Origin of the sequence: Shewanella sp. ECSMB14101 (assembly GCF_000773485.1) — a bacterium.
GTDB classification, from domain to species: domain Bacteria; phylum Pseudomonadota; class Gammaproteobacteria; order Enterobacterales; family Shewanellaceae; genus Shewanella; species Shewanella marisflavi.
On the sequence record NZ_JSFF01000001.1, the window covers coordinates 322644 to 345915 of the forward strand.

Genomic DNA, 23272 nt, shown 5'->3' on the forward strand with positions numbered 1-23272 from the left:
CGTCATCGTGTGAGACATTTCTTACATTAATGTGCGACATAAAGCTGAAGGCAAGCTGATTATATCTGCATAAAGATATATTTTAAAATTATATCAATGGCTTATTTGATTTTGTTGATATGACAATCATGTGGCAGTGATTATAGTGTTTTGCGAGGTACTTTGTTTTGTTGCGGCCTTCGCTAGAATTAACAGTGTTCAGGGATGAATGGTTAGGGAAAGGTCAGGAAGACCTAAACATCATCAGGAAGATGATGGCAAGGATGGTACCAGGATGGACGCTCAAGGATGAGTGGTAACTAGGGAAGGTCAAACATTCACGGATGATTGAATTCTGCTCAGGATGGTAGATAACACGGAGTGTATGGAATGGAATCCCATGGAAGAAACTGGACATGCTTAAGGATTAAGCATACTTGGTAAATGGATCACCAAGCACAAGGAAGGTACCTTAGCACTGATAATAAATACTTCAACGAGTATTTAAGTGTTAACAGGTACAAGGAATAAAGGGACCAAGGAAGATGCAAGGAGCATAAATTCGCAAGGATGGAGCAGGGAGCACTTTCATAGCTGGATTGCTTAGCGAAAAGATAGAAGGCGCGACTCATGATTGAGCCGCGCTTTTTTTTTGCCCAGAATAAGGCATTGGACGTGAAGGCTTGTCTGGGTTATTTACACCCGCCTGGCTTACAACCACCGCGACTGCCGCAGCCGCCACCAACCGAGCCTCTGGCCTCAGGGGCCTCAAGCCATTCTGGTTCCGGGAATATAGGCCATTGAATTTTTTCTACTTTCTTACCATGCATCCATATGTGCGCGCGATATTGATTAAGGCCGTCAGTACTAAATTCCAGCAAAAACTTTGCTTTCCAGGTCAAGCCGCTGCTGCCGCCTATGCTAGGACGGGCAGACTCCATGGCGATGGCCAGGAGTTGTACTCGCTGTTTTTTACATTCGCTGTTGGCAAAAAGGCGGCTTAGCTCTGCCATTTGTCTGAGTTGCCAGAAGAAAGCGGCAATGACCACTAAGGCGGCGATCATTAAAAAATCTGTCATCATGCTTTGGTTACCTTAAAGAGTCCGCCGATGGCATTGGCTAGGTTGGGACTACGCTCAGGATCTCTTAATGCCATCAAAAACTGAGTTCGTATTGCTGGAATAGCCACGATATCAGCAAAGATCTGATTAAAGAAGGCCTGTGGTTGTTTTGCTAAAGCTTCGAGATAGATCTTGCGAGTCTGATCGTCTTTTAATGCTGTCCAGTTTCTACCTGCGATGGTCACTAAGGCGACGTCATCTAACGCCTCTTGCTCATCTAAGTATTGAATCGCTTCTTGAGCCAATGCAGGCATAGAGGCTAAGGCGCGCAAATAATAGAGTCGATGTTCGCCGCTCGCCTGATAAAACTCACTAAGCAAGCGCTGAGCGAGGGGCTCGCTTAGCGTCAAATGTTCAAGCTGCTGACAGAGGGCAATTTTCACCTCAATGGCACTGTGATCAAAGGCGCTGAGTAGCTGAGCGTCGTGGTCAAGTTGATTGGCACGCACGCAGATATCAGCCAGGCCCTGTAAACCGACATCTTGCCACCGCTCAGGGGAAACCTGTCTTGACAGATATTGGTAGGCAAATTCATATTGCGCCGAAGCTGGCAGTCCTAACTGCTTACGTACCAAGGCATTGAAGAGCGCCAGCTTTTCTGCATTGGGTTTGAAAGCAAAAGGGTGGTTAGCCAGCTTATCTTGTTGCTCCTGAGAAAGTGTCTGAGTCGGGTCGCTGCCAAGGGCTTCGAGTACCATGCGAATAAATTGGGTTCTTGGTGCTGGTGACAGCAAGCCTCTCTCATCTAAAGGTAATTTGAGAAACCAGATGTAGTGTTGATTGGAGTTATCCCAGAAGATGATGGCAAACTGTGCGTGCCCCTGAATCGGTGACGGATAAGGTGCTGCCAAAGCTTCTATCTGAGAGAAGGCCATCATGTCGATATGCTGCACCCGACGGCCCAGATCATAGACTTGGAATTGAGTATTTGCCGTGCTGAGAAATTGAGTAAGGGTCGTGATTTCAGTCATTAGAATGCCGTTTGCTTACAGGGGACAGAATAAATGGCGCTTATTATATGGAGAACTTAGGTGAGATGGTACAATTTCCCGAGAATTAGCCTGTGGTCACGCGGGCAAAATGGCGTTAATCATTATAGAGGTGAGTGTGTCTCTCTACAGCGAAAAACAGTTATGGCTTATCGAGTCTGAGTTAAAGCGATTGGAGCTTTGGCAAGAGACGCCACCTTCTCCAGAGGCGATGGCGGATCCGACGCCATTTGCCTGTGAGACGATGGCCTTTGAGCAGTGGCTACAATTTATCTTCTTGTCAAAGATGAGGGCGCTCATTGCAGCGCGAAGTGCACTGCCCACTAAGATTGCACTGGGCCCAATGGCCGAGCATGTATGGCAAGGTAGGGCAGAGATGGCTACGTTAATTAACATTATTATTCAATTAGATGAGCATTTGAGTGGATCCAATTAACCCAGCAGATTCAGCATTAGCGGCGACCGATAGGCCGGCCAGTACAGATGAAACGATAGCAGAGCAGGCTGCACCGAAGATTGAGATCCTCTACGAAGATGAGGACTTGGTGGTTATTCATAAGCCAGCAGGATTGTTGGTGCATCGCAGCTATCTTGCGCGGCGGGAGAAGTATTTTGCAATGCAGATGACCCGAGACATGGTGGGGTGTCATGTGTTTCCCGTCCATAGGCTAGACAGACCCACCTCCGGGGTACTCCTGTTTGCCAAGAGTAGTGAGATGGCGAATCAACTGTGCGAGCAATTCGCCACTAAATCAGTGGAAAAGCATTATCTAGCGCTTGTGAGGGGTAATATGCATACCGCTGGCCTGCTAGACTATCCGCTTAAACAGGAACTGGATGAGCTTGGCGATAAAGATGTCGACCCAAACAAGGCTGCCCAAGAGGCACAAACCAGTTATCGGCCCCTGCTGAACAGTGAGATCCCTTACCCATCGGGGCGCTATGCTAGCAGTCGTTATGCTTTAGTGCATCTGACGCCGCATACTGGCCGTAAACATCAGCTTAGGCGGCATATGGCGCATTTACGCCATCCCATTATTGGTGACACCACCCATGGCGATGGTAAGCAGAATCGTTTTATGCGCGAGCATAGTGGCATTAATCGACTGTGGCTGATCGCCAAGAAGCTAGCTTTTAACCATCCCAGAACCGGCGAACGTATCAGCGTTGAAACTGAGTTGGAAACCGAGTGGCTTGAATTGTTTGCGCTTTTAGGTTGGGATGAGACGGCGTTAAGCGGCGAACAAGCTCAGTTGATCTGTTAGGCTCGATCTTCTTAACGTAAATGGCGCCAGAAGGCGCCATTTTTTTACTATTTGGAGAGCACGCAGGCAGATGTTACCGCCTTAAGGGGCGTGACTCTATCCTCTGATGGATCAGTTTCTGAAGGGGGATGCGGGTTGAGAGAAAGGGATTGAACGGTTCGGAAATAACACATACGTCTGATGTGCGCGCTACGCTGAACATGCTTTAGATGTTTCTGTCGGCTCGAGTGTCGCATCTAATTGATCCTTGAAACTCAATAACCTAGTGTAGCTATCAAGCTTTCAATAAAGTATGTTTAGAGTATAAGTAAATATTGGGCTGAGGGCTAAGTAAAACATGAGAAAAGTGAATCTGGTTTTTGGAACTGTTTATGGTAATGCGCAGTTTGTTGCTGAAACCCTGCAGGAGCAACTGAACGCTGCCGGTGTAGAAGTGACCTTGATGGCGCCAGAAACTCTAAATGGTTTTGTTCCTCCTCAAGAGGAGTTATTGCTGGTGGTGACCTCGACCACAGGCCAAGGCGATCTGCCCGATGATATTAGCCCTTGGTTTGAAACGTTAAGAGGTGAGGCGCCCTACCTGCCAAAGTTGCAATATGGTGTGGTGGCCTTAGGAGATTCGAGCTATGAAACCTTCTGCAATGCCGGAATACGATTCGATGAACTGTTAGCTGAGCTAGGTGCAACCCGCATAGGTGACCTACTCAAAATTGATGCCTGCGAGACAATGGAGCCAGAGGTCGAAGCAAAAGCGTGGTTGAAACAATGGACCCAACAAGTCAGCGACAGCAAGGCAGAGTAAGCCGCATAAGTCGTCAATGGTTTAAGTTTGCCCAGCGGCTGAGTCAATCTCTGCTGCTGCCCATTGCTATCTTGCCCGCTGCCGGGGTAATGATTGGCCTGGCGACTAACCCTATCCCTTTTATCTCCGCCGATGTAGCAACCCTGATGTGGACCGTGGGCAATCTAATCTTTTCCATGATGCCCATGTTGTTTGCGGTAACCATCGCCATCGGGTTTTGCCGGGATCAGGGGATAGCCGCCTTTAGTGCCGTGTTTGGCTATGGCGTGTTTTTTTCCAGCCTATCGGCGCTGGCTAAGATCCATCAACTGCCTACAGAGGTGATTTTGGGTCAAGCCACCATAGATACTGGCATTGCCGGGGGCATGATTGTCGGTGCCTTTACCTGCCTTGCGGTCAAATACAGTGAGCGACTTCGTCTGCCTGCTGTGTTCTCCTTTTTCGAGGGGCATCGCTCGGCGCCGCTCCTTATGTTGCCTGTGGCAATGTCACTCGCCTACCTGTTTCTCTTGCTTTGGCCGCTTCTATCTCAGTGGATTGAGCAGATCTCTAATTGGACAGTTTATCAAGAGCCTGCTGCGGCATTTGCCGTCTATGGCACGGTTGAGCGTTTATTGATCCCCTTAGGATTACATCATATCTGGAATGCGCCTTTTTACCTGGAAATGGGGCAGTACTTTAATGGCGATGAATGGGTTCGTGGTGAGGTGGCACGGTATCTGGCAGGCGATCCTATGGCCGGTAATCTTGCTGGTGGCTACTTGATTAAGATGTGGGGCTTGCCTGCGGCGGCGCTGGCGATCTGGCGCTGCGCCGACAAGCATGAACGCAATCGGGTGGCCGGCATTATGCTTTCTGCGGCAACGGCCTGCTGGCTAACCGGGGTGACTGAACCAGTCGAGTTTGCCTTTATGTTTGTCGCGCCCCTGCTGTTTATTCTACATGCCTTGATGACAGGTATTGCCTACGCTATTACCATCTCACTGGACATCCACCACAGCGTGGTATTTTCCCATGGCTTAGTTGATTTCAGTCTATTGCTGGCTCAGTCAAGAAATGTAGAATGGTTTTTGATACTCGGGCCCCTCACCTCAGTGATCTATTACCTTGTCTTTCGCGCGTCGATATTGGCCTTTAACCTGAAGACCCCAGGACGAATGGAAGTCGGTAGCGGTCAGCGAGCTGGGCTTATCTCTATGATATCGGCCCTTGGCGGTCAAGATAATATCCTTGAGTTGACAGCTTGCCTTACCCGACTGCGCATCAGTGTTAAACGCGCAGAGCTTGTGGATAAGGCTCAGTTAAACAAGCTAGGTGCCAAAGGCGTTGTCTTGGTTGGTCATGGCGTGCAGTTGGTCTATGGCACTAAAGCAGAGAGTATCAGGCGTTTATTACAGCGCTATTTAGACAGGCACAAATCGTGAAAAATTGAAGATAGAGGTAGAGAAAATGCAGCAGAGAGTGTTAATCACAGATTGTGCCGATGCGCCAGGGCTTATCACTAAGATCACCGGTGTCTGTTATGCTCACGGGCTCAATATCGTTAAGAATAGTGAGTTTGTTGATAATGCCCAGGGGCGCTTTTTTATGCGCACCGAGTTGGAAGGGACCTTCGATGAAGCGCAATTTCTTGCCGATATCGATGAGGTTCTGCCAGAGCAGCGACATCGAACCTTGGTGGCAAAGGGGACTAAACGTGTCGTGGTGATGGTAACCAAGGAAGCCCACTGTTTGGGGGATATCCTGATGAAGGCCTATTATGGTGGCTTAGATGTGGAGATCGCGGCCATCGTAGGTAACTATGACACCTTGAAACCTTTAGCTGATAAGTTTGATGTGCCTTTCTATGAGGTGTCCCATGAGGGGTTGACACGTCATGAGCATGAACAGGCGATGTTGACCATTATCAATCAATATCAACCAGATTATCTGGTATTGGCCAAGTTTATGAGGGTGTTAACTCCTGAGTTTGTCGAGCAGTATCCCAATCGCATCATCAATATTCACCACTCTTTCCTGCCTGCCTTTATCGGCGCGTCACCTTATCGTCAAGCGTGGGAGCGCGGAGTGAAGATCATTGGCGCGACGGCCCATTTTGTGAATAACTGCCTCGATGAAGGGCCCATCATCAAGCAAGATGTTATTCCTGTCGATCATAGTTATAGCGCCGAAGAGTTAGCCAAGTGTGGCCGAGATGTCGAAAAAAGCGTGCTTAGCAAGGCCTTACAATTGGTGCTTCAAGAAGATGTGATAGTTTATGGAAACAAAACCGTGGTGTTTTAGTTTCTTAAGCGAGAAAAGAAGCAATAAAAAAGAGCCTTAAGGCTCTTTTTTACGCTAAATGATAGGCTTAGTAGTTAACCGCTAGAATCTGATCGTCACCATAATTCATAGTGATATCTTTAATGGTTACCGTACCTAAGGTGTAACGTTCAATCTTGGCTGCGGTGCGATCAGCGCCGTTGCTCAGGGCAAACTGGTGGAAGCTTTGATCGTTACAAACCAGGCGTGGGAAGACGCGTTGCTTATTGATACGGTACTCTTTCAGTGTGCCGTTAAACTCAATCATGCTGTTACTTGCGCCAGCTTTGCAGACTGCAACTAAGGTTTTTTCCATCTGAGGCGACATGGCGGCTTGTGTAGAGAAGGCCAGTGGGGCTAAGGCGATGGTGGCAATCGTTAGTAACTTTCTCATTTCGTGCTCCTAGCATATTTTCGTTGGGATCGAGTATGAGTAAAGCGCGTTATTAAATGAAAAGCTGTTATCCATTTGTCGCGAAATGTATCGGTATGTGAGGAGTGGATCGGCATGTGTCTAGGCGTAACAGGATATGTCTGCATACCTCTTTAGGTATAAAAAAGCCAGGTGGATACCTGGCTTTTACGTTTATTGGCTGCGGAGATTAGTCGACAATACGCAGTAGTTCGTTGATACCGACCTTGCCACGTGTCTTAGCATCGACCTTTTTAACGATGATTGCAGCGTATAAGCTGTAAGTTCCGCACTTAGAAGGCAGGTTGCCTGACACGACTACAGAGCCCGCAGGAACACGGCCATAATGCACTTCACCAGTTTCACGGTCGAAGATACGGGTGCTTTGACCAATATAAACACCCATTGAAATAACTGAACCCTCTTCGACGATAACGCCTTCGACGATCTCAGAGCGCGCACCGATAAAACAGTTATCTTCGATGATGGTTGGGCCGGCTTGCAGCGGCTCTAAAACGCCACCGATACCCACGCCACCAGAAAGATGCACGTTTTTACCTATCTGTGCACATGAGCCGACGGTAGCCCAGGTATCGACCATAGTGCCTTCGTCAACATAGGCGCCTAGGTTCACGTAAGAGGGCATAAGGACAGTATTTTTACCGATAAAAGAACCCTTACGCACGGCGGCTGGCGGAACCACGCGAATCGCTTCCTGTTTGAAGCGGGCTTCATCATAGTCGGCAAACTTCATCGGTACTTTATCGAAGTATTTGGTTTCAGCACCATCGATCACTTGGTTGTCGAAGATACGGAAAGAGAGCAGTACCGCTTTTTTGAGCCACTGGTGTACATGCCACTGACCGTCAATTTTTTCAGCGACGCGCGCTTCACCTGTATCAAGCAGGCTGATGGCTTTTTCAACGTCGGCTCGAACACTTGGTTCAACCGTGCTAGGGGTAATCTCTGCGCGAGCTTCAAAAGCTGCTTCTATACGTTGGCGTAAAGCCTCCATTAACGTCTCCCAATTATCATGAAATAGTTTGTTAATTAAACATGGTTTTGCGTATCGAGCGCCTTGACCAGTGCCTCACTGAGCGCCTCTTGTTGTGTCTCGTTCAGTTGCTGCCCATCGTCCGTTTGCAACATAAAGAAGTCTTCGGCGCGCTCACCTATGGTGGTGATCTTTGCCGCCAGCAAGGTAATCTGACAACGATAGAAGATATCCCCCACCTTAGCCAGTAGGCCAGGGCTGTCTAGGGCGATCAGCTCCATCATGCTGGTGCCTTGCTTGCGTGCGGGTAAGAAGCTGACCTGAGTCGGTACCCTGAAAGGCTTCATCTTACGGGGAAGCTTCTTAAACTTAGGCAGTTTTGCCGTATCACTGCTCAATGCTTTAACCAAGGCCTTTTTCAGTCCGTGGATACGCGAAATCTGCGACACCGGGCTGCCATCTTGCTCTAAAATGACGAAAGAATCCAGTGCATAGCCATCTTTTGAGTTCATAATACTGGCGTCATGAACGTTGATATTCTTGTTATCCAATACCGCCATCACTGTGGCGAACAGCTTGGGTTTATCTGGGCTGTAGATAAAGAGCTCGGTACCGCCCCGTGTGGTGTGTTTCGAGATTAAGACCAAGGCCTCGTCATGTTTATGTTTTAAGATGGCTTCGGCGTGCCAGGCGACCTGATTGGGCTGGTGGCGCAAGAAGTAATCGGCCTTGAATCGCTGCCAAAGTGTATCCAGGCTTTTTTCCTTGATACCGCGGCGTAGCAGTTCTTTTTTCGCCTTGGCTTGGTGCTCCCGCACGCGGGCGCGAATATCCACCGGTTTCTCTTTACCTCTTGCCAGTACCCTCTGGGTGGAGAAATAGAGATCCCTCAGCAGTGAGCCTTTCCAGTTGTTCCAAGTCTTTTCGTTGGTCGCGCAGATATCGGCCACGGTCAGGCAGTAAAGATAACTCAGGTGCACGGCGTCGCGCACGCGATCGGCAAATTCGGCGACCACATCGGGATCGGAAATATCCCGTCGCTGGGCGGTGACCGACATCACCAGATGATTTTCGACCAGCCAGCTCACCAGACGGCCGTCGTGTTTGTTCAGTCCATGTAGATCGCAAAAGTCTTGGGCATCGACGGCACCGAGCTTACTGTGATCGCCACCGCGTCCTTTGCCTATGTCGTGGAAAATGGCGGCGAGCACCAGCAGACCCTTTTTAGGCAGTTGGTTGATCAATATCGACCCGAGGGGGAACTCATCTTTTTGCTCGGTTTGTGAGAAGCGCTCGATATTGAGCATCAGCCTGTGGGTATGTTCATCGACGGTATAGGCGTGGAAGAGGTCAAACTGCATCTGGCCTTCGATGTTGCGCCAAGCAGGCAAGTACGCCGATAAGATACCATGACGGTGCATCAGTGAGAGTGAGGCAATGCCTCGTGGATGGCGCAGGATTTCCAGAAACACCTTGCGACAGGCCTCGTTGTCCATCAAGGGCTCGGTCAGTGCACGTCTGGCGCGTCTTAGGCTGCGCAGAGTAGGGGCGTAGATCCCCTTAATGTTAGAGTTACGGGCCACATGTAAAAACACCCGCATGATCTCTACAGGATCGCTGAACAGGTCTGTCTGAAGCGACTCGATAAAACCGCCACGACGTTGGTACTGATCATCGATGGGCTGGATCTTAAGCTCTTTGGTGTGCCCCAAGGTGGCGCGCTTAAACAGCTGCAGCAACATCTGGTTTAGCTCCATCACCCGGCGCACGGTGCGGTAATAGCGCTTCATCATCTGTTCGACGGCTAGCTGGGTTTCATCTTTGTAGCCGAGTAACTCTGCGACCTGGCGCTGCAGATCGAACAGCAAGCGGTTTTCGTCGCGACCCGAAATCAGGTGCAGGGCAAAGCGTAGCTGCCACAGATAGCCTTGACACTCTAGCAGCTCTTCAAGCTCGTCTTGCTCCAGAAAACCATGAGCGACCAGCTCTTCGGCGCAGCTGGCGTCAAAATAGCGCATGGCGACCCAGGTGATAGTTTGAATATCTCTTAATCCGCCTGGACAGGATTTGAGATTGGGCTCTAGGTCGAAGGCGCTGGCCTTGGCATGACGGGTCACCTGCTCGTCGCGTTTGGCGACAAAAAATTCGCTGGCCGGCCAGAAATCCTGGGCGCGCACCATGTCATACAGGGTATTGAACATGGCTTGAGGGCCACAGAGTAACCTGGCTTCGAGTAGGTTAGTGGCGATGGTGATATCGTCTTTGCCTTGGGCTATGGTCTCATCCAGCGTTCTGACACTATGGCCGACCTCGAGTCCAGCATCCCATAGGAAGGCGATAAACTGGCTCAGTTTCCCTTCATCAGAGGTGCTAAGGTTTGCTTGGATCAGAAAGAGTAGATCGACGTCTGACTGAGGGTGCAGCTCGCCCCGGCCGTAGCCGCCAACGGCAATTAAGGCAACGGGGGAGGTATCGAGTTGATGAGCTTGCCACTGCTCAATTAGCAGTTCATCGACGAAGCGGCAGCGTTGATTCACCAAAGCAGTGACGGATTCGCCAGCACTGAAACGTTCGAGTAGTTCTTGATTTTGTTGTTTTAAGGCGTTTTTTGCTGTTAGCGCTGTGTTCATTGCAGTCCTTAACCTGAGAGCAAGAATAGCAGGCCGAGCAGCCTGCTATTCGAGTAAACCACAATTTAGCCTAGGGTGCGATTAGTGGTTGATGATGCGGGGGAAGTTTTCCTCTTCACGCAGGGTTAGCACCTCGACACCCGTTGGGGTGATCAGTAGCGTGTGTTCCCACTGGGCAGAGTTTTTGCCGTCAGAGGTGGTGACCGTCCAGTTGTCGTCTTTGTCGAGCACGCTGGTGTGGCGACCGGCGTTGATCATCGGCTCGATAGTAAAGCACATGCCAGGACGCAGTACCGTCTTGTCGTTGTTCTTGTAGTGCATTACCTGAGGCTCTTCATGGAAGCCCGCGCCAATACCATGGCCACAGTAGTCAGTGACTATGCTGTACTTCTCTAGGCCCGTCTTCTTGCTCTTCACATATTTTTCGATGATGGTGCCAATCTCGCCGAGCTTCATGCCAGGACGCACCTTTTTGATTGCCTCATAAAGACTCTCTTGAGCCACGCGGCACAGACGCTTGTCTTTGGCGCTGACATCACCGATCAGGAACATCTTAGAGGTATCGCCATGGTAACCATCTTTGATGACCGTGATGTCGATATTGATGATGTCGCCATCTTTCAGGGCGCGGTCGCTGGGAATACCGTGGCAGATCACTTCGTTGATAGAAGTACAGATAGACTTTGGAAAGCCATGGTAGTCAAGCGGTGCCGAAATTGCGCCTTGCTCTTCCGTGTATTTAGCGCAGATATCATTGAGTTCATTGGTGGTCACCCCGGCTTTGACATAAGGGGCTATCATCTCTAATACCTCGGCGGCAAGTTTACCCGCCGCGCGCATTTTTTCGATCTCTTCGGCTGTTTTTATCACTATACTCATTAAGCTTTCTCTGTTGTGTCTGTCGTCAATTTTGAGACGCCTTGGGGCGCTAAAAATTTGTGTTGGCGTCGATATTATGGTATAAAGCGCGCCGTTATGTTTGACTCTTGTTGATGACATCGCTTGATGCATCATTAAAGAGTGAATGTGGCGGCCATTATACATGGCTATGACTAAATACTAAATCACACACGTATCGACACGTTCTTCGGGGTGCCTATTTAGGTCGGAGATATGGGATGCGTGGAGGTCTAACCCCTAATTTTTAAGGTAAAAAAATGACTACAGTTTCAATGCGCGACATGCTTCAAGCCGGTGTTCACTTCGGTCACCAAACTCGTTACTGGAACCCAAAGATGAAGCCTTTCATCTTCGGTGCTCGTAACGGTGTACACATCATTAACCTAGAGCACACTGTGCCTATGTTCAATGAAGCACTAGCGTTCATCAGCAACGTAGCATCTAAGAAAGGTAAAGTACTTTTCGTGGGTACTAAGCGCGCTGCAAGCGAAGCGATCAAAGAAGCAGCAATTTCTTGTGATCAATTCTACGTTGACAACCGTTGGTTGGGCGGCATGTTGACTAACTGGAAAACAGTTCGTCAATCAATCAAGCGTCTAAAAGACCTTGAAAGCCAGTCTGTAGACGGTACTTTCGACAAGCTTACCAAGAAAGAAGCGCTAATGCGCACTCGTGAGCTTGAGAAGCTAGAAAAGTCTCTTGGTGGTATCAAGAACATGGGCGGCCTACCTGACGTTATCTTCGTTATCGGTGCTGACCATGAGCATATCGCTATTAAAGAAGCTAACAACCTAGGTATTCCAGTTGTTGCTGTTGTTGATACTAACTCTTCTCCAGACGGCATCAACTACATCGTTCCTGGTAACGATGATGCGATGCGCGCTATTCGTCTTTACGTTGAGTCAGTTGCAGCGGCTGCTAAAGCAGGTCGTGGTCAAGACCTAGCTGTACAAGCTGAGCAAGACGGTTTCGTAGAAGCTGAATAATAAAGGCGAGATGAATTTCATCGCCCTTATTAACCAAAGATAGTTTATTGGTGAACAGGGGCCCTTAAGGCCCCTGTTTTTTCACATTTGATTTGTAGAGTTACCTATAGAGGATTTAACAATGGCAATTACTGCTGCCCAAGTTAAAGAACTACGCGAGCGTACTGGCGCTGGCATGATGGATTGTAAAAAAGCGCTAACTGAAACCAATGGTGACATTGAGCTAGCGATTGAAAACATGCGTAAGAGCGGTGCTGCGAAGGCAGCTAAGAAAGCGGGTAACATCGCTGCTGAAGGTACTATCCTGATCAAGCAAGGCGAAGGTTTCACAGCGCTTCTAGAAGTTAACTGTCAAACTGACTTCGTTGCAAAAGACTCTAACTTCCTAGCATTTGCTAACGAAGTACTGGACGTTGCTGCAGCCGCTAAAGTGTCTATCGCTGACCTACAAGCTCAGTTCGAAGAAACTCGTGTTGCGCTAGTTGCTAAAATCGGTGAGAACATCAACGTTCGTCGCGTTGAGTACATCGATGGTGCTAGCCAAGCTTCTTACCGTCACGGCGACCGTATCGGTGTTGTTGTAACTGGTGAAGCTGACGAAGAGACTCTGAAGCACGTTGCTATGCACGTTGCGGCTTCTAAGCCTGAATACGTTAACCCAGAAGACGTACCAGCTGAAGTTGTTGAAAAAGAGAAAGCCGTTCAGATCGAAATCGCGATGAACGAAGGCAAGCCTCAAGAGATCGCTGAGAAGATGGTTGCTGGTCGTATGAAGAAGTTCACCGGTGAGGTTTCTCTGACTGGTCAAGCTTTCATCATGGAGCCTAAGAAGACTGTTGGCGAAATCTTAAAAGAGAAAGGCGCAACAGTAACTAACTTCATTCGTTTAGAAGTTGGTGAAGGTATCGAGAAGAAAGAAGAAGATTTTGCTGCTGAAGTTGCAGCGCAAATCGCCGCTTCTAAGGCGTAATCGCCAGTTGTAAGATACCCTAAAAACCGCAGCATTCGCTGCGGTTTTATTATGCCAATTAGATTACTGCACAGCGCACTTTTTTCGATATAATTGGCTCGTTACCCATCGGCATTTATCAGGATAAACAACTATGAGCACAAATCCAAAACCTGCTTTTCGACGTATTCTTCTCAAACTGAGTGGCGAAGCCTTAATGGGCGAAGAGGGCTTTGGCATCGATCCCAAGGTGCTAGATCGTATGGCACAAGAGATTAAAGAGCTGGTTGAGCTTGGTATTCAGGTAGGTGTTGTGATTGGTGGTGGTAACCTCTTCCGTGGTGAAGGCCTGGCAAAAGCGGGCATGAACCGTGTAGTAGGTGACCACATGGGCATGTTGGCTACCGTAATGAATGGTCTGGCGATGCGTGATGCGCTGCACAGAGCCTATGTAAACGCGCGTCTGATGTCAGCAATCCCGCTAAAAGGTGTCTGTGACGACTACAATTGGGCTGAAGCGATCAGCTTGCTCAAGTCTGGTCGAGTGGTGATTTTTGCGGCCGGTACAGGTAATCCTTTCTGCACTACAGATTCTGCGGCATGTTTACGTGGAATCGAGATTGAAGCCGAGGTTGTGCTCAAGGGGACTAAGGTTGATGGTGTTTACTCCGACGATCCAGTCAAAAACCCAGAAGCAGTAAAATATGATGAGATGGGTTATGGCGAAGTGCTCGAAAAAGAATTGAAAGTGATGGATCTTGCTGCATTTACCCTTGCAAGAGATCACGATATGCCTATCTTAGTCTTTAATATGAACAAGCCTGGTGCGCTTCGACGTGTTATTATGGGTGACCATGAAGGTACGCTTATTAGAAGTAGCCGTAAGACTGCCGAATAAATAAACCTGATACGAACGAATTAAAGGATATTAAACGTGATTAACGAAATCAAACAAGATGCCAAGAGCCGTATGGCGAAATGTGTTGAAGCGACTAAGAATCAAATGGCTAAAGTACGTACTGGTCGTGCTCATCCAAGTCTGCTTGATTCAATCAAGGTGCCTTACTATGGCTCGCTGACACCGCTTAAGCAGGTAGGCAACGTTTCTATTGAAGATTCTCGTACTTTGGCGATTACCGTTTTTGATACCACAATGATCGCAGCGGTAGAAAAGGCCATCATGAGTTCAGATCTGGGCCTAAACCCTATGTCTGCCGGTACGACTATCCGTATTCCACTGCCAGCATTGACTGAAGAGCGTCGTAAAGACCTGATCAAAGTGGTTCGCGCCGAGGCCGAAAACGGTCGTATCGCGGTACGTAACGTACGCCGTGACGCTAACTCTGACGTGAAAGCGCTAGAGAAAGAGAAAGAGTGTACTGAAGATGATGTACGTCGCACTGAAGATGAAATTCAGAAGTTTACCGATGCGCACATCAAGCAGATCGATGAGATCTTGGCGGCAAAAGAAGCAGAGTTGATGGAAGTCTAATCTCCCTGTTTCGTTACTAGAGTTCGCACGCCGTGTAGGGGTATACTACACGGCGTTTGCTATTTTTAAGGGTTGTAATAGATGTCAATCGAATCTCAATCTGGCTCTGAGTTATCTAATGAAGCACTCACAGAGTTAGTTAAACAGTCGATTCCCAAGCACGTGGCTATCATCATGGATGGTAATGGACGCTGGGCACAGGCGCAGGGTAAGCCTCGCGTTGTCGGCCATAAGGCTGGTGTGAAGACTGTTCGTCGTGCCGTAAGTATGGCGCGAGAGATGGGGATAGGTTCGTTAACCCTGTTTGCGTTTTCCAGTGAGAACTGGCGCAGACCCGAGAAAGAAGTCAGCCTCTTGATGGAGCTGTTTTTTACCGTGTTGCAGCGGGAAATCAAACTGCTGGATAAAAACGGTGTACGGTTAAATATCATAGGGGATACCAGTCGTTTTTCTGCCCGATTACAGAAGCAGATCGCCTCGGCGATGGAGAAGACAGCCAATAACGATGGCCTGATCCTTAATGTCGCTGCCAACTACGGTGGCCGCTGGGATATCATGCAGGCGGCGCAAACCTTAGCCCAAAAGGTGGAATCTGGTGAAATGAGCAGCAGTCAGTTCACCGAAGAGGCGCTAAGTCAGCATTTAAGCATGCAAAATCAGCCGGAAGTTGATTTAATGATTCGAACCGGTGGAGATTTTCGTATCAGCAACTTCGTGTTATGGCAGGCGGCTTATGCGGAGTTAGTCTTCACTGATGTATTATGGCCAGATTTTGACGAGCAAGCCTTTAAAGATGCGGTAGCCGTATTTGCTACCCGACAGCGCCGTTTTGGGTTAACGGGTTCTCAAGTTGAGACTTTACAGGCTGAGTAAATAAGAATAGAGGGAAAGTTTTGCTAAAACTTAGAATAATAACAGCAGCATGGTTAATCCCATTGGTTATTGGGGCCATTTTCTTTTTCCCTGTGGAGTATTTTTCATGGGCCCTGGTTGCGGTGTTTCTGATTGCTGCAAAGGAGTGGGGGCGCATTATCGACAAGCGCTGTAATGTGACACAATGGAGTTTTACGCTAACCATAGGTATTTTGTTGGTGGCACTCAACCTTCTGGTGCCAGCACAAGAAGTCTGGTTTAAAGGTCAAATGCATCCCGTCTACCTGGCGATCACTTTGATTGGCGCCATGTGGTGGGCTATCTCGCTGATATTGGTACTCACCTATCCTAAGAGTTCCGCCCTGTGGGCCAAGAGCCACATGTTAAAATCCATGTTTGGCCAATTGACCTTAGTTCCCTGTTTTACCGCGCTGATTGCGCTAAAAGCCCTGAGTTCGGCGAGTATGCCCTATTATGGCGGCGCCTTGGTCTTTTTGGTGATGCTCACCGTATGGGCCGCAGACTCTGGTGCTTACTTTGCCGGTAAGGCGCTCGGTAAACATAAGCTGATGCCGAATGTTAGCCCAGCAAAAACCCTTGAAGGGCTGATTGGTGGATTGGTCACAACTATGATTGTGGTTGCCGGCATCATGATGGTCTCACCCGAGCAAGAATTAGCCTTAGTCATAGGGGTAACCCTGTTTGTGGCATTGGTCTCGGCCCTTGGCGACCTGTCTGAAAGCATGTTTAAGCGTGTGGCCGACATCAAGGACTCGGGGACCATATTACCGGGTCATGGTGGTGTGCTAGATCGTATTGACAGCCTGACCGCGGCGCTGCCTATATTTACCCTTATTTATATCGCATTTTGGATGTAACCATGCAGAATATGGTGATTCTTGGTGCCACAGGTTCTATCGGTGCCAGTACCCTGAGTGTTATCGAGCAAAATCCTGAAGACTATTCGGTGCATACCCTAGTGGCGCACCGCAGTGTCGACAAGATGCTGGAGTTGTGTCTCAAACACAATCCATCGATAGCCCATATGGTCGACCCTCAAGCCGCTGCCGAATTGCAGCGTCGTTTACCGCCGCATATGGCGATAACTGTTTCATCGGGCGAAGATGAACTGGCAAGCATAGTGGCTTTGCCAGAGGTTGATACCGTGATGGCAGCAATTGTCGGCGCAGCAGGTCTACCTTCTACGCTAGCGGCAGTTAAGGCGGGGAAAAGGGTACTGCTGGCTAACAAAGAATCACTGGTGATGTCAGGGCGGTTGTTTATCGATGCCATGCAAGCTTCTGGGGCAACCGTGTTGCCCGTCGATAGCGAGCACAACGCCATTTTCCAGTGTCTGCCAGAAATTGTGCAGCAATCTGTTGGTGTGTGCGATCTCACCTCGGCGGGTATTTCCCATATTTTGCTGACGGGATCAGGTGGACCTTTTCTCACCTCGGATCTCGATACCCTTAGCCAGATGACGCCCGATCAGGCGTGCAAACACCCTAACTGGTCTATGGGGCGTAAGATTTCGGTCGATTCCGCCAGCATGATGAACAAGGGGCTTGAGTATATCGAGGCGCGCTGGTTGTTTAATGCCACCAAAGCACAATTAAAGGTTGTGGTGCATCCGCAAAGCGTGATTCACTCTATGGTGCAATATAAAGATGGTAGTGTGCTGGCCCAGATGGGCAACCCGGATATGCGCACCCCTATTGCTCATTGCATGGCCTATCCAGAAAGAATTTTGGCCGGTGTTGAACCTTTAGATTTTTTCAAAGTCGGACAGTTAAGCTTTCTTGAACCCGATTTTACGCGTTTCCCCTGCTTGAAGTTAGCTATAGATGCCTGTGAGCAGGGACAGGAAGCCACCACTGTACTAAATGCGGCCAATGAGATGTCGGTAGCGGCTTTTTTAGCGGGCCAGATACGCTTCACCGATATTGCGCGGGTAAACGAGTATTGCCTGACTCAATTGGCGCAGCAGAGTTTAGACAGCATAGAAGATATATTGGCACTGGATACCCAGGCCCGCCGAGTGGCGAACGAATACCTGAACAGGCTGTAATAACGGCCTGGCTATAAGCAGAGATAAGGAGAGGAATGCTAGACTTTTTGTGGAACTTAGGCTCATTTATTATTGCCTTAGGAATGCTTATCACAGCCCATGAATATGGCCATTTCTGGGTGGCCAGACGATGTGGTGTGAAGGTCGAGCGTTTTTCTATCGGCTTCGGTAAGGCTATTTGGCGCAAAGTGGGCGCCGATGGTACCGAATATGTCGTGGCCATGATCCCCCTTGGCGGTTACGTCAAGATGCTCGATGAGCGGGTCGATACTGTGCCAGATGAATTGAAAGAGCAGGCGTTTAACCGTAAGTCTGTGTGGCAACGCATCGCCATAGTGGGCGCAGGTCCTATGGCCAACTTTGTGTTTGCCATTTTTGCACTCTATATCATGTATCTCATCGGTGTTCCCTCGATTAAGCCCGTGATTGAGTCGACTCAGGTTGACTCGCCTGCGGCAGTTATTCAGGTAAACAAACCTTTGCAGGTGATTGCCGTTGGCGATCGCAGCGTGCGTAACTGGGAAGAGGTGACCTATGCCTTAGTAGGTCATATCGGCGATGACGCTATCGATGTGACTCTGGCGCCGCTGTCTGGCGTAATGGGCGAGGAGCGCACCTATCAGCTTGATACCCGCAACTGGAAATTTAATCCAGAGACAGAGTCTCCCATCACCTCTTTAGGGCTCAATGTTTTTAGGCCCGCTATCACACCCAAGTTAGGCCTTGTCGCTGAAGATGGTGCCGCCTACGATGCCGGCATTCGAGTGGGTGACACCTTAGTGGCGGTGGATGGCGAGCGCTACGGAGACTGGGGTCAGTTTGTTGCCAAGATAAAAGCCTCTGCCGATAAGCCGTTGACGGTCACCGTCAGACGCGATGGCGAGCAGTTAAGATTGAATGTGACCCCTAAAGCCAGAACCATAGAAGGCGGCAAGGTAGAAGGCGTGATAGGGGTTGCGCCCACTCAAGCTCCTTGGCCTGAAGAGATGCGTTTGCAACTCGAATATGGCGTAGGTGAATCCCTATGGGTGGCCGCAGATAAAACGTGGCAACTTGTATCGGTCAGCATTAAGATGATTGGCAAATTATTTACCGGTGATGTATCGGTGAAGAATCTGAGCGGACCTATCTCCATTGCGCAAGGAGCAGGGAATAGCGCTAACTATGGTTTAGTTTACTTTTTGGGATTCCTGGCATTAATCAGCGTGAATTTAGGCATTATTAATTTATTGCCTTTACCCGTGCTTGATGGCGGGCATCTGTTATATTACTTCATCGAAGTGATCACAGGCAGGCCTGTACCGGAAAAGGTGCAGGAAATTGGATTCAGATTTGGGGCAGCCTTGCTGCTAATGTTGATGAGTATCGCCCTTTTCAATGATTTTTCCCGACTCTGAGCAAGGACACACACATAATTAGAAGTGCTCTATGAGATTGAATAAAATTTTTGCCTCGATGTTATTAGTCGGTGCGTCTTTATCAGGGAAGGGTTGGGCCGACACATTCCAGCCTTTTGAAGTGACCGACATTCAGGTTAAGGGACTGCAACGCGTTGCGCTGGGTGCAGCTTTGCTCAATATTCCGATCAAAGTCGGTGATACAGTGGATGAGATGCGCCTGCAGCAGGCGATCAAGAGTCTGTATTCTTCGACTAACTTTGAGCATATCGAAGTCAGTCGCGACGGTAGCGTATTGGTGGTGACGGTCAAAGAAAGACCCACTATTAGCATTGTTACCTTTGAAGGCAACAAAGATATTAAGGACGAGCAGCTTCAAGAGAGTCTCGACGGCAGTGGCGTTAAGACGGGTGAGTCGCTGGATCGTACCATGCTCAGTGGTATCGAGAAGAGCCTGCAGGATTTCTACTATGGTGTGGGTAAGTATGGCGCCAAGGTTGAAGCCCAGGTGATCAACTTGCCACGTAACCGTGTCGAATTGAAGTTTAAGTTTACCGAAGGTTTGGCGGCTGAGATTCGCCAGATCAACGTGGTCGGCAACACAATATTTAGCGATGCTGAGCTGATCGGTATGCTGGAGCTGAAAGACTTTGTGGCGTGGTGGGATCTCTTTGGTGAGCGCCGTTATCAAAAGCAGAAGCTCCAGGCTGACCTTGAAACCATCAAGACCTTCTATCACAACCGGGGTTATATCCGTTTCGATGTGACCTCGACTCAGGTTGCTATGACGCCGGATCGTAAAGGCCTCTATATCACGATTAACGTCAATGAAGGTGAGCAGTATAAGGTTAAGGAAGTTAACCTGACTGGTGATCTCATGGGCCGTGAAGAGGTGATGCAGGCGATTTTGCCAATTAAAGCAGGTGATACCTATAACGGCGCAGACGTTACGTTCACCGAAGAGATGTATGGCAAATATCTGGGCCGTTTCGGCTATGCCTACCCTGAGGTGAAAACCTATCCAGAGATTGACGATGAGACCAAAGAAGTGGCGCTCAACGTTAATATCAAGCCGGGTAAGCGCGTCTACGTGCGTAGCATTAACTTCACTGGTAACCAAGTGACCAAAGATGAAGTGATGCGTCGTGAGCTGCGTCAGATGGAAGGTGCCTGGTTGAACTCGGCGCAGGTCGAGCAGTCCAAAGCCCGTCTTAACCGTCTAGGTTATTTTGAGACCGTTGATACACAAACCGTACAAGTGCCTGGCACGGACGATCTTGTGGATGTTGATTTTACCGTGAAAGAGCAGCCATCAGGCTCGTTTAACGCGGGTGTGGGTTATGGTACCGAATCAGGCTTAAGCCTACAGTTTGGCGTACAACAGAGTAACTTCTTAGGTACAGGTAACCAGGCCGGGATTAACCTCAATACCAACAAGTATTCTAAGAACGTCAATATTAACTATACCGACCCGTACTTTACCAAAGACGGTGTGAGTTTAGGTGGTAGCATCTACTGGAACGAGTTTGATGCTCAGGAAGCGAACCTTGAGCGCTATAAGAACAGCTCTTATGGTGTGGCGCTTAACTCAGGTTTCCCGATCAATGAATATAACCGTCTCAACGGTGGTATCGGTTATCGTCACAACAGTATTTCGGAGATCTCTGCCTACGAGCAGGCGCTGCGTTTCTACAACATCTACCGTGATGCTAACGATCCAAATGCTGATCTGTCGTTCGATAACTTCGAGCTAACCGCAGGTTGGTACCGCAGCACGCTAAACCGTGGTACTTTCCCAACCGATGGTTCATCACAGCGTCTGAGCGGAAAGATGACGATTCCAGGTTCAGATCTGCAGTACTTTAAGGCCGATTTTGATACCAGTTTTTACTGGCCAATCAACCGCAGCCACAGCTTCGTGCTCTTAACTAAGGCGCGTCTGGGTTACGGTAATGGCTATGGTCAGTATAACGATAACGATCAGATCCTACCTTTCTGGGAAAACTACTACTCGGGTGGTTCGAGCTCACTGCGTGGCTTCAAGTCTAACTCAGTGGGTCCGCGTTCATTCTATCTCTATCGTGGCAGCGAGCCTTGTTCGCCAGATCCAGCGGGTGATACTTGTACCTTGCCTGGGGATCCAAACCGTGTCACGGTAAGTGACGGTCGCTCTATTGGTGGTAACGCCATCGCGACGGCAAGCCTCGAGATGATTGTACCAACACCTTTCTTGGATGAGGCGTACACCAACTCGGTACGTACCAGCTTCTTTATTGATGCCGGTAACGTTTGGGATACTGAGTTCAACTATGACGCTTATCGCTTCCTACCTGTGGAGCAATTTGACAAGTTAGAGGACTATTCCGATCCCGGACGTATTCGTGCATCAGCAGGGATGAGCGTCCAGTGGTTGTCGCCTATGGGACCTATGGTATTTAGCCTTGCATGGCCAATCAAAAAATATGAAGATGACGATACAGAGATCTTCTCGTTCAACATTGGTAAAACTTTCTAAAGTAGAACTAATTTAATTTATAAATCATCGGCAAGTTTTGCTGATAATAAGGAGTTTATTTTGAATAAGATGTTTAATCGCGCAATGATGGTTTTGGTTCTTTTAGGTGCTCCTCTGGCGGCACAAGCTGAAAAAATTGCCGTAGTCGATATGCAGGCGGTTTTTGAGCAGCTACCACAGCGCGAAGAAGTGAGCAAAACACTGAAGACTGAGTTTGGCGATCGTGTTGCTGGTGTTCAGAAGATGCAAGAAGAGCTTCGTGGCATGCTTGAAAAGCAACAACGCGATGCAGCGCTGATGAGTGAAACACAAAAAACTGACATGCTGCGTCAAATGGAATCTCTCAAGGCTGAGCTACAGCTAAAGGGTAAGGCCCTTGATGAAGATATGCGTCGTCGTAACGGCGAAGAGCAGAACAAGTTGCTGGTTAAAGTACAAAAGGCGATCAGCGAGATTGCCGAGAAAGAAAAATATGACGTAGTACTTCAGCGTGGCGCTGTGATCTATGTTAAGCCTGAATCAGATATCAGCAGCAAGGTTGTTGAAGTCCTGAGCAAAGGCTAATACTCGATGACAAGTTATACATTAAGAGAGATAGCGACCCATCTTAATGCTGAGGTAAAGGGTGACGACACTGTAATGGTTCATCGTGTCGCCACGCTGGAAAAGGCTCAGGAAGGAGAGATCTCCTTCCTGGCAAATGCGAAATACCAGAGTCAGCTAGCTGGCACAAGTGCATCGGCGGTATTGCTATCACCAAAGATGGCCGAGCAATTTGATGGCAACGCCATCATCTTAAATGACCCCTATGTGGGTTTTGCTCGTGTCGCGCAGCTGCTCGATACCACCCCAAAGGCGGCCGAGGCGATTCACGCTACCGCCGTGGTCGATCCCAGTGCTCAACTGGGTGAAGGCGTGGCCATTGGTGCCAATGCAGTCATTGGTGCCAATGTTATCTTGGGTGAGAATGTTCAGATAGGTCCAGGCTGTGTCATCGGCCAGGATGTGATCATTGGTTCTAATACTATCCTCTGGGCCAATGTGACCCTATACCATGACGTACATTTGGGCACGGATTGTATTGTTCATTCGGGCACAGTGATCGGCTCAGATGGTTTTGGTTATGCCAATGAGCGTGGTCAGTGGGTCAAGATCCCGCAGACCGGTGGGGTACGTATCGGCAATCGCGTGGAAATCGGGTCTTCTACCAGTATTGACCGCGGCGCGCTGGATCATACAGAGATCCACGATGGTGTGATTATCGATAATCAGGTGCAGATAGCCCATAACGTGATTATTGGTGAAAACACGGCATTGGCCGGTAGTTCTACCTTTGCAGGTAGTTGTACCATAGGTAAATACTGTATCATAGGCGGCTGCAGTGCAGTGGCCGGGCATCTTTCGATTGCTGACGGTACCCACATCTCAGGTGGCACCAATGTGACGAGTGTTATTCGAGAGCCTGGTGTATACTCTTCTGCTACTATTGCGATGGAAAACAAGTTGTGGCGACGTAATACCGTCAGATTCAGGCAACTTGATGAGTTGTTCCAGCGCGTGAACAAGCTTGAAAAAAACGTTAAATCAGATGATTAACTG

22 protein-coding genes are annotated in these 23272 nt (G+C 48.9%); 16 read left to right on the top strand and 6 right to left on the bottom strand.

What is annotated here, in order from left to right; genetic code table 11:
• Positions 1-671 precede the first annotated feature (671 nt).
• On the bottom strand, positions 672-1061 hold the full coding sequence (locus NY07_RS01445; protein ID WP_033537545.1) for a DUF3301 domain-containing protein: 390 nt from the start codon (positions 1059-1061) through the stop codon (positions 672-674).
• Complete coding sequence (locus NY07_RS01450) at positions 1058-2071, bottom strand: DUF3549 family protein (RefSeq protein WP_033537546.1); 1014 nt, start codon at positions 2069-2071, stop codon at positions 1058-1060. The genes NY07_RS01445 and NY07_RS01450 overlap by 4 nt, the downstream gene beginning before the upstream one ends.
• A gap of 109 nt (positions 2072-2180) precedes the next feature.
• Here NY07_RS01450 and NY07_RS01455 point away from each other — a divergent pair, with 109 nt between their 5' ends.
• From NY07_RS01455 to purU, 5 genes are all read left to right on the top strand, one after another.
• Positions 2181-2525: a YqcC family protein gene (locus tag NY07_RS01455; RefSeq protein ID WP_033537547.1), complete on the top strand. Its 345-nt coding sequence runs from the start codon at positions 2181-2183 to the stop codon at positions 2523-2525.
• 55 nt (positions 2526-2580) lie between these two features.
• The gene (gene truC, locus NY07_RS01460) at positions 2581-3354 is read left to right on the top strand and encodes a tRNA pseudouridine(65) synthase TruC (protein WP_232479548.1); all 774 of its coding nucleotides are present in this window, start codon (positions 2581-2583) and stop codon (positions 3352-3354) included.
• Between the two features lie 337 nt (positions 3355-3691).
• Positions 3692-4156 (top strand): flavodoxin, encoded by a 465-nt coding sequence (locus NY07_RS01465; protein ID WP_033537548.1) that lies wholly within the window; start codon positions 3692-3694, stop codon positions 4154-4156.
• Positions 4120-5580 (top strand): PTS transporter subunit EIIC, encoded by a 1461-nt coding sequence (locus NY07_RS01470; protein ID WP_033537549.1) that lies wholly within the window; start codon positions 4120-4122, stop codon positions 5578-5580. The genes NY07_RS01465 and NY07_RS01470 overlap by 37 nt, the downstream gene beginning before the upstream one ends.
• A 25-nt stretch (positions 5581-5605) precedes the next feature.
• Positions 5606-6439: a formyltetrahydrofolate deformylase gene (gene purU, locus NY07_RS01475; protein ID WP_033537550.1), complete on the top strand. Its 834-nt coding sequence runs from the start codon at positions 5606-5608 to the stop codon at positions 6437-6439.
• 67 nt (positions 6440-6506) lie between these two features.
• Here purU and NY07_RS01480 read toward each other — a convergent pair whose 3' ends face one another.
• From NY07_RS01480 to map, 4 genes are all read right to left on the bottom strand, one after another.
• On the bottom strand, positions 6507-6851 hold the full coding sequence (locus NY07_RS01480; RefSeq protein WP_033537551.1) for a DUF3718 domain-containing protein: 345 nt from the start codon (positions 6849-6851) through the stop codon (positions 6507-6509).
• A gap of 208 nt (positions 6852-7059) precedes the next feature.
• Positions 7060-7884 carry a 2,3,4,5-tetrahydropyridine-2,6-dicarboxylate N-succinyltransferase gene (gene dapD, locus NY07_RS01485; RefSeq protein ID WP_033537552.1) on the bottom strand — a complete coding sequence of 275 codons (825 nt, stop codon included), beginning with the start codon at positions 7882-7884 and terminating at the stop codon, positions 7060-7062.
• 35 nt (positions 7885-7919) lie between these two features.
• Complete coding sequence (gene glnD, locus NY07_RS01490; protein WP_033537553.1) at positions 7920-10493, bottom strand: bifunctional uridylyltransferase/uridylyl-removing protein GlnD; 2574 nt, start codon at positions 10491-10493, stop codon at positions 7920-7922.
• 81 nt (positions 10494-10574) lie between these two features.
• Positions 10575-11402, bottom strand: coding sequence for a type I methionyl aminopeptidase (map, locus tag NY07_RS01495; RefSeq protein WP_258311761.1), 828 nt, complete (start codon positions 11400-11402; stop codon positions 10575-10577).
• Positions 11403-11650: 248 nt separating this feature from the next.
• Between map and rpsB the strand changes: the two genes are divergently transcribed.
• From rpsB to lpxD, 11 genes are all read left to right on the top strand, one after another.
• Positions 11651-12379 (top strand): 30S ribosomal protein S2, encoded by a 729-nt coding sequence (gene rpsB / locus NY07_RS01500; protein WP_033537555.1) that lies wholly within the window; start codon positions 11651-11653, stop codon positions 12377-12379.
• Between the two features lie 121 nt (positions 12380-12500).
• Positions 12501-13349, top strand: coding sequence for a translation elongation factor Ts (gene tsf, locus NY07_RS01505; RefSeq protein WP_033537556.1), 849 nt, complete (start codon positions 12501-12503; stop codon positions 13347-13349).
• Positions 13350-13482: 133 nt separating this feature from the next.
• The gene (pyrH, locus tag NY07_RS01510; RefSeq protein ID WP_033537557.1) at positions 13483-14226 is read left to right on the top strand and encodes a UMP kinase; all 744 of its coding nucleotides are present in this window, start codon (positions 13483-13485) and stop codon (positions 14224-14226) included.
• A gap of 36 nt (positions 14227-14262) precedes the next feature.
• Positions 14263-14820: a ribosome recycling factor gene (gene frr, locus NY07_RS01515; RefSeq protein ID WP_033537558.1), complete on the top strand. Its 558-nt coding sequence runs from the start codon at positions 14263-14265 to the stop codon at positions 14818-14820.
• A gap of 81 nt (positions 14821-14901) precedes the next feature.
• Positions 14902-15693 carry an isoprenyl transferase gene (locus NY07_RS01520; RefSeq protein WP_033537559.1) on the top strand — a complete coding sequence of 264 codons (792 nt, stop codon included), beginning with the start codon at positions 14902-14904 and terminating at the stop codon, positions 15691-15693.
• A gap of 20 nt (positions 15694-15713) precedes the next feature.
• Positions 15714-16571, top strand: coding sequence for a phosphatidate cytidylyltransferase (locus tag NY07_RS01525; protein ID WP_033537560.1), 858 nt, complete (start codon positions 15714-15716; stop codon positions 16569-16571).
• Between the two features lie 2 nt (positions 16572-16573).
• Positions 16574-17761 (top strand): 1-deoxy-D-xylulose-5-phosphate reductoisomerase, encoded by a 1188-nt coding sequence (gene ispC / locus NY07_RS01530; RefSeq protein ID WP_033537561.1) that lies wholly within the window; start codon positions 16574-16576, stop codon positions 17759-17761.
• Positions 17762-17796: 35 nt separating this feature from the next.
• Positions 17797-19158 (top strand): sigma E protease regulator RseP, encoded by a 1362-nt coding sequence (gene rseP, locus NY07_RS01535; protein WP_033537562.1) that lies wholly within the window; start codon positions 17797-17799, stop codon positions 19156-19158.
• Positions 19159-19189: 31 nt separating this feature from the next.
• Positions 19190-21673: an outer membrane protein assembly factor BamA gene (bamA, locus tag NY07_RS01540; RefSeq protein ID WP_033537563.1), complete on the top strand. Its 2484-nt coding sequence runs from the start codon at positions 19190-19192 to the stop codon at positions 21671-21673.
• Positions 21674-21742: 69 nt separating this feature from the next.
• Entirely contained in the window at positions 21743-22237 is a 495-nt protein-coding gene (locus tag NY07_RS01545; protein WP_033537779.1) for an OmpH family outer membrane protein, read from the top strand.
• Between the two features lie 6 nt (positions 22238-22243).
• Entirely contained in the window at positions 22244-23269 is a 1026-nt protein-coding gene (lpxD, locus tag NY07_RS01550) for a UDP-3-O-(3-hydroxymyristoyl)glucosamine N-acyltransferase (RefSeq protein ID WP_033537564.1), read from the top strand.
• Positions 23270-23272 lie beyond the last annotated feature (3 nt).